This window comes from Curtobacterium sp. MCJR17_055 (assembly GCF_003224335.1).
Classification (GTDB): domain Bacteria; phylum Actinomycetota; class Actinomycetes; order Actinomycetales; family Microbacteriaceae; genus Curtobacterium.
In genome coordinates this window covers 436,146-446,839 of the sequence record NZ_QKLF01000004.1, presented here as the reverse complement: position 1 = coordinate 446,839, position 10,694 = coordinate 436,146, and the positions used below count along the sequence as shown (strand labels likewise).

The window sequence follows — 10,694 nt, the reverse complement described above, 5'->3', positions numbered from 1 at the left end:
TGTGCACGCTGTTGAGTTCTCAAGGACCAGACGCACTCCCCACTCCACACCACCAGGATGCTTCGCCAGAGAGGCTGGTTCGTTGCCCGGGGAAGAACCGGAGCCAGACTGCATCTCCCGGAGTCGAACTCCGTCAGCGTCTCGGCCGATCCGTTCTCCGCCTCAGCGGCAACGAGTGATTACTCTACACAGCCTGCGAGGACCTGCCAACCGGGGTCCATCCCGGGCGTGTCGCCCACGCCTCCGCGGATCACGGCCAGCGCGCACGGGGCCGGCCCCGGGACGGACGGAGGCCCGACACCGTGACGGTGTCGGGCCTCGAGGTCGGCGACGTCGCCGGTCAGTGCCGTCGCCGGTCAGTGCCGAGCGATCACGGGGTTGCGGAGCGATCCGATGCCGGAGATCGTGACCTCCACCACCTCGCCGTCGCGGATCGCGCCGACGCCCGCCGGGGTGCCGGTCAGGATGACGTCGCCCGGGAGCAGGGTCCAGATCGACGAGATGAACTCGATGAGCGTCGGGATGTCGTGCACCATCTCGTTCGTGGACGCGGCCTGACGGAGGTCGCCGTCGACGCGCGTCTCGATGCGGATGTCCGACGGGTCGATCTCGGTCTCGATCACCGGACCGAGCGGGCAGAACGTGTCGAAGCCCTTGGCGCGGGCCCACTGGCCGTCGCGCGCCTGCAGGTCACGGGCGGTCACGTCGTTCGCGATCGTGTACCCGAGGATGACGCTCGCGAAGTCCTCCTTCGCGACGTTCTTGGCGAGGGACCCGATCACGATGGCGAGCTCGCCCTCGTGGTCGACGCGGCCGATGTCGGCGGGCAGCCGGATCGGGTCCTCGGGACCGATGACCGACGTGTTCGGCTTGAGGAACACCACCGGGTCGTCGGCGGTGTGCTCTTCCATCTCCGAGACGTGCTCGGCGTAGTTGAGCCCGACGCCGATGACCTTCGACCGCGGGATGACCGGGGCGAGCAGCTTCGCGTCCGCGAGGGGCACCCGCTCCCCCGTCGTCTCGAAGCCCTGGTACATCGGGTCGCCGGCGAGCACCACCAGTGCGCGCTCATCGAGGATGCCGTAACGGGGGTCCTCCCCCTCGGTGCTGAACCGTGCGATCTTCACGCGTCGACCCTACTCAGCACTCGTGGTGGTCGTCGGCTCCGTCAACCGGACCATCCACCCGTGCGGGTCGGGACGGCGTCCGTACTGGATGTCCGTCAGTTCCGTACGCAGCGACATCGTCAGTTCGCCGGCACCGGTGGTCGGCGAACCGATCGTGAAGCCGTCGCCACGGAGTTCCGCGATCGGCGTGACGACCGCCGCGGTGCCACACGCGAAGGCCTCGGTGATGGTGCCGTCCGCGACGCCGTCCCGCCACTCGCTGAGGCTGACCGGACGACGCTCGACCCGGAGGCCGCGGTCCACCGCGAGCTGCAGGATCGAGTCGCGCGTGATGCCCTCGAGGATGGAGTCCGAGTCGGGCGTGATCAGCGTGCCGTCGGCGCGGACGAGGACCACGTTCATGCCGCCGAGCTCCTCGAGGTACTCGCCCTTCTCGGAGTCGAGGAACATCACCTGCTGGCAGCCGTGCTCGTACGCCTCCTGCTGCGGGAGCAGGGACGCCGCGTAGTTGCCGCCGGTCTTGGCCGCACCGGTGCCGCCCCGGGCTGCGCGGGCGTACCGGGTCGACAGCCAGATCGACACCGGCTCCGGCCCCGAGGTGAAGTACGCCCCAGCTGGGCTCGCGATGCAGTGGTACTGGACCGCGTGGGCGGCGCGGACGCCGAGGAAGGCCTCGGTCGCGATCATGAACGGGCGGAGGTACAGGCTCGTCTCCGGGGCCGACGGCACCCAGGCCTCGTCCGCGCGGACCAGCTGCCGGACGGACTCGACGAAGACCGACTCGGGCAGTTCCGGGAGCGCGAGCCGTCGCGCCGAACGGGCGAACCGTCGCGCGTTCGCGTCCGGACGGAACGACCACACCGACCCGTCGGCGTGCCGGTACGCCTTCATGCCCTCGAAGATCTCCTGCGCGTAGTGCAGGACGCTCGCGCTCGGGTCGAGGGAGAGCGGTCCGTACGCGTGGACCGAGGCGCCGTGCCAGCCGTGGTCGATCGTCCACGAGACGGACGCCATGTGGTCGGTGAAGTGCTTGCCGAAGCCGGGGTCGGCGAGGATCTCCTCGCGTTCCGCCGCGGCACGACGCTCCGGGGACGGAGTGGTCGCGAAGTCCAGTGCGAAGTCGGCGCCGCTGCTGTCGCTGCCGTCGTTGGTGTCGTTGCTCATGGGATGGCTCCTGTCAGGCCGTGGTGGTGCGTGCGGTGACCGCGGCGACGATGGCGTCACCGATCTCGGCCGTCGACCGCTGTGTGGTGCCCCGGTCGGCGAGGTCGGCCTCGACCGCCTGCGTCACCGCCGCCGCGAGGTCCGGTCGGCCGATGTGGTCGAGCAGGAGGGCGACGGACAGGACGGCGGCGGTCGGGTCGGCCAGCTGCTGGCCGGCGATGTCGGGCGCCGATCCGTGGACCGGCTCGAACATGCTCGGGAAGGTGCCGTCCGGGTTGATGTTTCCGGAGGCGGCGAGACCGATGCCGCCGCTGATCGCCCCGGCGAGGTCGGTGATGATGTCGCCGAAGAGGTTGTCCGTCACGATGACGTCGAACCGCGACGGCTCCCGCACCATGTGGATCATGACGGCGTCGACGTGCTGGTAGTCGACCGTGACGTCCGGGTGTTCCTGCCCCACCGCGGCGACGGTCCGCTGCCAGAGCGACCCGGCGTGCACGAGGACGTTGCTCTTGTGCACGAGGGTGAGGTGCTGCCGGGGTCGCCGCGAGGCCAGGTCGAACGCGTACCGCACCACGCGCTCCACGCCGTGCGCCGTGTTGAGCGAGACCTCGGTGGCGATCTCGTGCGGCGTCCCCACGCGGATCGCGCCGCCGTTGCCGACGTACGGACCCTCGGTGCCTTCGCGGACGACGACGAAGTCCACGTCCCCGGGTGCGGCGAGCGGTGACGCGACGGCGTCGTGCACGGTCGTCGGCCGGAGGTTGACGTAGTGGTCGAACGCGAACCGCAGCTTCAGGAGCAGCCCGCGCTCGATGATCCCGCCGGCGAGCCGTGGGTCCCGCGGGTCACCGCCGACGGCTCCGAGGAGGATCGCGTCGTGCTCGGCGATCGCCGCCATGTCGTCCTCGGTGAGGACGTCCCCGGTCTCGAGGAAGCGACTCGCACCCAGCGAGAAGGCGGTCTCCTGCACGTCGAGCTCCGCACCGACCACCGCGTGCAGGACCTTGAGGGCCTCGTCGACGACCTCGGGGCCGATGCCGTCCCCGCGGATGACCGCCAGCTTGAGCGTCTGCGACATGGGTCTCCTAGAGCGTGATGTCGATCTCGCGGAGCGACGCCGCGTCGATCGTGGAACGGACGTGCTCGAGCACCTCGTCCGGGACCGGCGAGTCGACGGTCAGCACGCTGAGCGCTTCCCCACCGGCCGACTGGCGGGCGATCTGCATGGCGGCGATGTTGATGCCCGCGTCGCCGAACTCCTTGCCGTACACCGCTACGATGCCCGGCCGGTCCGTGTAGGCCATGACCACGTGGTGCTTGTCGAGCGCGACCTCGACGTCGTAGCCGTTGATCTCGACGAGCTTCTCGACCTGCTTCGAGCCGGTGAGCGTGCCGGAGACGCTGATCGCCGGACCGTCGGACTGCGCGCCGCGGATCGTGAGGAGGTTGCGGTACTCGGGGCTGTCGCCGTCGGTGATGAGCCGGACGGTGACGCCGCGCTGCTCCGCGATGAGCGGCGCGTTGACGTAGGAGACCTGGTCGCTGACGACGTCGGTGAACACGCCCTTGAGCGCGGCGAGCTTCAGCACACTGACGTCGTACTCGGCGAGCTCGCCGTGCACCTCGACGTCGATGCTCGTGACCGGCGAGGTCGCCATCGCGGTGAAGACCTGGCCGAGCTTCTCGACGAGCGGGATGCCGGGCCGCACGTACGGGTCGATGACCCCGCCGGCGACGTTGACCGCGTCGGGCACGAGCTCGCCCCCGAGTGCCAGGCGGACCGACTTGGCGACGGCGACACCGGCCTTCTCCTGCGCCTCGTCGGTCGAGGCACCGAGATGCGGCGTCACGACGACGTTCGGCAGGGAGACGAGCGGCGAGTCCTTCGGCGGTTCGGACACGAAGACGTCGAGCCCGGCACCGGCGATCGTGTTCGACGTCAGGGCGCGGTACAGCGCGTCCTCGTCGATGAGGCCGCCGCGGGCGACGTTGACGACGAACGCGGTCGGCTTCATGAGCGCGAACTGGTCGTCGGAGATCATGCCGACCGTCTCCGGGGTCTTCGGCATGTGGATCGTGGTGAAGTCGGCACGGCGGAGCAGGTCCTCGAGGGACACGAGCTCCACCCCGAGCTGCTGTGCACGAGCCGTCGTGACGTAGGGGTCGTACGCGATGACCGAGACGCCGAAGGCCTGGAGGCGCTGCGTGATGAGCGCGCCGATCCGACCGAGGCCGATGATGCCGACGGTCTTCTCGTACAGCTCGACGCCCGTGTAGGACGACCGCTTCCACGCGCCGGCGGCCAGCGACGCGTGCGCCGCCGGGATGTGGCGCGCGAGCGACAGGATGTGCCCGACGGTCAGCTCGGCAGCCGAGATGATGTTCGACGTCGGCGCGTTCACCACCATGACGCCGGCGGTCGTGGCCGCCTTGATGTCCACGTTGTCGAGCCCGACGCCGGCGCGGGCGATGACCTGCAGCTGCGGTGCCGCGGCGATCGCCTCGGCGTCGACCTTCGTCGCGGACCGGACGAGGATCGCGTGCGCGTCGGACAGCGCGGAGAGCAGGGCCGGACGGTCGGTGCCGTCGACGTTCCTGATCTCGAAGTCGGGCCCGAGGGCGTCGACGGTGGCGGGCGAGAGTTCTTCGGCGATCAGGACGACCGGCTTCGACACGACTGCTGTTCCTCACACGAGACGGGTGGTGTACCACCACCCTACCGACGCGGCGGGGTCGTTACGACGCCGTCAGCGTCGCCGACCCGGACGGTCCGCCCGGCTCAGAAGTCGAGCAGGCGCGGGACGAAGAGCTGCAGGTCGAGCCAGAGCGCTCCGGCCGCCGCGAACGCGAGCAGGAACACCGCTGCCGTCACCGCGAGCGTCGACCGGCGGGTGACCCACAGCGCGACGACGAAGGCCAGCGGCGCGATCACGATGTCCAGGACGAGCCAGACCCACGGCACGGCGCGTCGGAGCGAATCGCCGCCGGACGAGCTCGCGATGAACGCGTTGAACTCCTGCACCGAGCGCGACACGGTCACGAGGTTCCCGACGCTCTGCACGGTCATGTACGCCAGCAGCACGGCGAACACGGCCCAGATCGCGATCCGGGCGAGGAGTCCGGTGCGGAACCGTGCCGCGCGGCCCGCACGGCCGTCGACCGCCGTCACCCGAAGCTCCGCGTCATGAGGAACGGCCAGGGGAAGAGGACGACCGCGCCGAGGAGCATCCACAGCAGGCGGGTGCGGGTGCTCCGACCGCGGGCCGCCCAGAGCACCACCGTGAACCACAGCGCCGGGGCGACGATCGACAGGAAGCGCAGGACCTCGACGTAGCCGCTCAGCACCCGGTCGACGCCGGACACGTAGGTCGTCGAGGCGGTGAGCAGCCACGCCACGGTGTACAGCAGGTACAGCCCGCCGAACACGCCGAACCCGATGAGCGCCCCGGAGGTCTCGGGCGCGTCGGGGTCACGCTCGTCGCGCTCCCGGACGGCGATCGGGTTGTGCGCGGCGTCCACGTGCGTGGCGTCGTCCGCGTCACCCCACGACAGGGCGTCGTCGTCGTCGGGTTCGCGTGCCTCCGTCATGCCGTCGAGTCTACGAGGGTCGCCGCTCATGCCTGGGCTGGCTGGGTCTCGAGCACACCGGCCACGACGTCGCGGACGGCGGGGAACAGCGGGTGGCCCTCCATCAGTCCGGTGAGGATCTCGGTGAGGGCGTGCGCCGTCGCACCGGAGCGGAGCAGCGCGTGGAGTTCGTACGACTCCGGGTCGTCCTGGTCGTCGAACTCGAGCGCGACGCGGACGGCGCCGAGGAGGTGGTCCACGGGGAGGCCCCGCTCCGCGAGCTGCGCGGCCGGGCCGATGAACCGCTCGCGGCGACCGAGCTTGCGCAGCGGGTTCCGGCCGACGCGCAGCGTCGTGTCCGGCAGGAGCGGGTTCGCGATGCGCGTCAGGTTCGCCGCGACGTACCGCGCGTGTTCCTCCGGGTCGAAGCCGTGCTTCGCGACGAGCAGTGCGGTCGTCTCCGCGAGCACCCCGTCGACCTCGGCGCGCACGGCGGGGTCCTGGAGGGCCTCCCGGATCAGCCGGATGCCGCGCACCCAGCCGTGGTAGGCGGCGGTCGCGTGCGCGGTGTTGACGGTGTAGAGCTTGCGCTCGACGAACGGCTGCAGGTCGTCCACCCAGGTCACGCCGTCGATGACGGGGTGCTCGGCGGCGGTCCCGGCGAAGGGCGTGCGCTCGATGACCCACTCGTAGAAGGGCTCGAGCACGACGTCGAGACCGCCGGACTGGCCGAGGACGCCGGACTGGTCCGGGACGATGCGGTCGATCGCACAGTTCGCGAAGACCGCGGCGATGTCGCGGTCCTCGAGGATCGGGGCACGGCGGATGCTCGCGTGCAGGGAGTCGGTGGCGTTGAACGCGTTCTCGCACGCGACGATCGTCACCTCGCCGCGGTCGAGCGGACGGGCCGCGAGGCCCTCCGCGATGAGCGGCGCCACGAGAGGCAGGGTGCGGGCCCCGACGGCGGTGGTGACGACGTCGGCCTCGGCGATCGCCCGGACCACGCGGTCGCGGTCCGTCTTGCTGTTCAGCGCGCGGAACCCGGCGACGGTGTGCTCGACCGGCATCTCGCCGACCTCGTGCACGACGAACCGGCCGGCCTCGTTCAGGGCGGCGACCACACGCTCGTCGACGTCGACGAAGGTCAGGTCGTAGCCGCTCGCCACGAGGAACTGGCCCACGAACCCGCGCCCGATCTTGCCGGCGCCGATGTGGACCGCTCGTCTCGTCACCGCCATCCGACGATCATCCCATGTCCGGCGGCGGGCCCGCGCCACGCCGTGGGCGCGACGACCGGCACGACGTCGGGCGTCGTCGCGCTGTGTCGACGTCCGGAGACGTCGGGGTTCTGGAGGAGCTGCTGCATCGTGTCCGGGTCACATCGAGAGGCGGCGGTGCACTGCACCGCCGCCTCGCGGGTCGAGCTTGTCTCAGGCAGACTACCGCGCGGCCGAACCGTCGACGTAGTCGGAGTCCGCCTGCTTCCACGCGAAGAGCTTGCGGAGCTCGCGGCCGGTCGCCTCGACCGGGTGCCCCTCACCCTTCTCGCGGAGGGCCTGGAACTCCGGGGCACCGGCGTCCTGGTCCTCGATGAAGCGCTTCGCGAAGGTGCCGTCCTGGATGTCGGCGAGGACCGCCTTCATGTTCTCCTTGACCTCGGGGGAGATCACGCGCGGGCCGGAGACGTAGTCGCCGAACTCGGCGGTGTCGGAGATCGACCAGCGCTGCTTGGTGAGGCCGCCCTCCCAGATGAGGTCGACGATGAGCTTGAGCTCGTGCAGGACCTCGAAGTAGGCGATCTGCGGCTGGTAGCCCGCCTCGACCAGGGTCTCGAAGCCGTACTGGATGAGCTGCGACGTGCCACCGCAGAGGACGGCCTGCTCACCGAACAGGTCGGTCTCGGTCTCCTCGGTGAACGTGGTCTTGATGCCGCCGGAGCGCAGACCGCCGATGGCCTTGGAGTAGGACCAGGCGAGGTCCCAGGCGCTGCCGGACGCGTCGACCTCGACCGCGACGATGACCGGGACACCACGGCCGGCCTCGTACTCGCGGCGGACGGTGTGCCCCGGGCCCTTCGGCGCGACGAGCGAGACGTCCACACCCTCCGGCGCCTCGATGTAGCCGTAGCGGATGTTGAAGCCGTGACCGAAGACGAGCGTCGCACCCTGCTTGAGGTTCGGGGCGATGTCGTCCTTGTAGACGATCCGCTGCACCTGGTCCGGCGTGAGGATGACGACGACGTCGGCCCACGCGGTGGCGTCGGCCGGGGTCAGCACCTCGAAGCCGGCCTCTTCGGCCTTCTGGCGGCTCTTCGAACCCTCCTTGAGGCCGATCTTGACCTCGACGCCGGAGTCGCGGAGGTTGAGGGCGTGGGCGTGGCCCTGCGACCCGTAGCCGATGACCGCGACCTTCTTGCCCTGGATGAGGCTGAGGTCGGCGTCGGCGTCGTACACGATGTCAGTCACGGTGCGTGATCTCCTTGGTTCGGTGGTCTCTGGCTGACCGGTGCTCAGCGCACCCGGTCGGTGATGCTCTTCGGTCCGCGGCCCATGCCGAGGAGGCCGGCGCGGGCCAGCTCCTTGATGCCGTAGGGCTCGAGGACGCGCAGGATCGCCTGGATCTTGCCGGGGTCACCGGTCACCTCGACGACGAGCGAGTCGGTGGCGACGTCGACGACCTGCGCCCGGAACAGCGTCACGGCGTCGAGCACCGCGGACCGGGTCTGGTTGTCGACACGCACCTTCACGAGCATGTGTTCGCGCTGCACCGACTGGGGGAAGTCGAGCTCCACGATCTTGATGACGTTGACGAGCTTGTTGAGCTGCTTCGTCACCTGCTCGAGCGGCAGGTCCTCGACGTCGACCACCACGGTGATGCGGCTCAGGCCGTCCACCTCGGTGCTGCCGACGGCGAGCGACTCGATGTTGAAGCCGCGTCGGGCGAACAGCCCGGCGACACGGGTCAGCAGACCCGGCTTGTCCTCCACGAGGAGGGACAGGACGTGGCTCATGCGGGCTCCCCCGTCATGTCGGCGTCCTCGTCGTCCCAGGTGGGCGCGAGTTCGCGGGCGTACTGGATGGAGGAGTTGCCGACACCCTGCGGGACCATCGGCCAGACCATCGAGTCGCGGCTGACCACGAAGTCGATGACGACCGGGCGGTCGTTGGTGTCGAGCGCGAGCTGGATCGCGGCGTCGATGTCCTCGGGACGCTCGACCCGGATGCCGAGGGCTCCGTAGGCGTCCGCGAGCTTGACGAAGTCCGGCACGCGGCGGGTGCCGTGCCCGGTCTGCAGGTCGGTGAACGAGTGCCGGCCGTCGTAGAACAACGTCTGCCACTGCCGCACCATGCCGAGCGACGAGTTGTTGATCACCGCGACCTTGATCGGGATGTCGTTGATGACGCAGGTCGCGAGCTCCTGGTTGGTCATCTGGAAGCAGCCGTCACCGTCGATCGCCCAGACCACTCGGTCCGGCTGGGCGACCTTGGCACCCATGGCTGCGGGGACGGAGTAGCCCATCGTGCCGGCGCCGCCGGAGTTGAGCCACGCGTTCGGGCGCTCGTACTGGATGAACTGTGCCGACCACATCTGGTGCTGCCCGACACCGGAGGCGAACACGCCCTCCGGTCCGGTCATCTCGCCGATGCGGCGGATGACGTGCTGCGGTGCGATGAGGCCGTCCTGCGGCTCGACGTACCCCAGCGGGAAGTCGGCACGGATCTTGTCGAGGTGCGCCCACCAGTCGGCCGTGGAGGCGCGCTCGGACTGGTCGACGGCGGCCCACGCCTCGAGCAGGTCCGCCAGCACGACCTTCGCGTCCCCGACGATCGGCACGTCGGCGAAGCGGATCTTCGAGATCTCGGCCGGGTCGATGTCGACGTGCACGACCTTGGCGTCCGGGGCGAACTCGTCGGCCTTCCCGGTCACGCGGTCGTCGAAGCGGGCGCCGAGCGCGATGATGAGGTCGCTCTCCTGGAGCCCGAGGACCGCGGGCACGGTGCCGTGCATGCCCGGCATGCCGAGGTGCTGCGGGTGCGAGTCCGGGAACGCACCGCGCGCCATGAGCGTCGTGACCACCGGCGCGCCCGTCGCCTCGGCGAAGCGCAGGAGTTCCGGGGAGGCACCGGCACGGATGACTCCGCCGCCGACGTACAGGACCGGGCGGCTCGACTCGGCGAGCAGCTGCGCGGCGGCGGTGATCTGCTTGCCGTGTGCCTTCGTGACCGGACGGTAGCCCGGCAGGTCGATCTTCGGCGGCCAGATGTACGGCGCCGACATCTGCTGCGCGTCCTTGGTGATGTCCACGAGCACCGGGCCGGGCCTGCCGGTCGTCGCGATCTGGTGCGCGGCGGCGATCGTGGCGGGGATGTCCTCGGGCTTCGTGACGAGGAACGAGTGCTTCGTGATCGGCATCGTGATCCCGACGATGTCGGCCTCCTGGAAGGCGTCCGTCCCCATCAGGGTCGAGAAGACCTGCCCGGTGATCGCGATGAACGGCACGGAGTCCATGTAGGCGTCGGCGATCGCGGTGACGAGGTTCGTCGCACCGGGGCCGGACGTCGCGATCGCGACGCCGACCTTGCCGGACGAGGACGCGTAGCCCTCGGCGGCGTGGCCGGCGCCCTGCTCGTGCCGGACCAGGATGTGGCGGATGGTCGTGGACGCCATGAGCTCGTCGTAGAACGGGATGATGGCGCCGCCGGGCAGGCCGAAGACGTCGGTGATCCCGAGGTGCTCGAGCGTCCGGAGGACGGCTCCCGAGCCGGTCAGGACCTCTGGTGAGCGACGTGCTCCGGCAGCGGACAGCGGTGTGGCTTCCGTGGGCATGAACGG

General features: G+C 70.2%; 10 protein-coding genes. All 10 read right to left on the bottom strand.

What is annotated here, in order from left to right; genetic code table 11:
* Nucleotides 1-356 precede the first annotated feature (356 nt).
* The 10 genes from DEJ16_RS11860 to DEJ16_RS11815 all read right to left on the bottom strand — a co-directional run bounded on the left by DEJ16_RS11860 (nucleotide 357) and on the right by DEJ16_RS11815 (nucleotide 10,688).
* Nucleotides 357-1,127, bottom strand: coding sequence for a fumarylacetoacetate hydrolase family protein (locus DEJ16_RS11860; protein ID WP_110824457.1), 771 nt, complete (start codon nucleotides 1,125-1,127; stop codon nucleotides 357-359).
* A 9-nt stretch (nucleotides 1,128-1,136) separates the two neighbouring features.
* Nucleotides 1,137-2,291: a branched-chain amino acid aminotransferase gene (locus DEJ16_RS11855; protein ID WP_110824458.1), complete on the bottom strand. Its 1,155-nt coding sequence runs from the start codon at nucleotides 2,289-2,291 to the stop codon at nucleotides 1,137-1,139.
* 13 nt (nucleotides 2,292-2,304) lie between these two features.
* A complete protein-coding gene (locus tag DEJ16_RS11850; RefSeq protein WP_110824459.1) occupies nucleotides 2,305-3,372 on the bottom strand; it encodes a 3-isopropylmalate dehydrogenase in 1,068 nt (355 codons plus the stop codon).
* A gap of 7 nt (nucleotides 3,373-3,379) precedes the next feature.
* Nucleotides 3,380-4,969 (bottom strand): phosphoglycerate dehydrogenase, encoded by a 1,590-nt coding sequence (gene serA, locus DEJ16_RS11845; RefSeq protein WP_110824460.1) that lies wholly within the window; start codon nucleotides 4,967-4,969, stop codon nucleotides 3,380-3,382.
* Between the two features lie 104 nt (nucleotides 4,970-5,073).
* Nucleotides 5,074-5,463, bottom strand: a complete 390-nt coding sequence (locus DEJ16_RS11840) for a hypothetical protein (RefSeq protein WP_110824461.1) — start codon at nucleotides 5,461-5,463, stop codon at nucleotides 5,074-5,076.
* Nucleotides 5,460-5,882, bottom strand: a complete 423-nt coding sequence (locus DEJ16_RS11835) for a hypothetical protein (RefSeq protein WP_110824462.1) — start codon at nucleotides 5,880-5,882, stop codon at nucleotides 5,460-5,462. The genes DEJ16_RS11840 and DEJ16_RS11835 overlap by 4 nt, the downstream gene beginning before the upstream one ends.
* Before the next feature lie 26 nt (nucleotides 5,883-5,908).
* Complete coding sequence (locus tag DEJ16_RS11830) at nucleotides 5,909-7,099, bottom strand: mannitol-1-phosphate 5-dehydrogenase (RefSeq protein WP_110824463.1); 1,191 nt, start codon at nucleotides 7,097-7,099, stop codon at nucleotides 5,909-5,911.
* A gap of 201 nt (nucleotides 7,100-7,300) precedes the next feature.
* Nucleotides 7,301-8,326: a ketol-acid reductoisomerase gene (gene ilvC / locus DEJ16_RS11825; protein WP_110824464.1), complete on the bottom strand. Its 1,026-nt coding sequence runs from the start codon at nucleotides 8,324-8,326 to the stop codon at nucleotides 7,301-7,303.
* A 44-nt stretch (nucleotides 8,327-8,370) separates the two neighbouring features.
* Nucleotides 8,371-8,871, bottom strand: a complete 501-nt coding sequence (gene ilvN / locus DEJ16_RS11820; protein ID WP_110824465.1) for an acetolactate synthase small subunit — start codon at nucleotides 8,869-8,871, stop codon at nucleotides 8,371-8,373.
* Nucleotides 8,868-10,688 carry an acetolactate synthase large subunit gene (locus DEJ16_RS11815; RefSeq protein WP_110824466.1) on the bottom strand — a complete coding sequence of 607 codons (1,821 nt, stop codon included), beginning with the start codon at nucleotides 10,686-10,688 and terminating at the stop codon, nucleotides 8,868-8,870. Before DEJ16_RS11815 ends, ilvN begins: the two co-directional genes overlap by 4 nt.
* Nucleotides 10,689-10,694 lie beyond the last annotated feature (6 nt).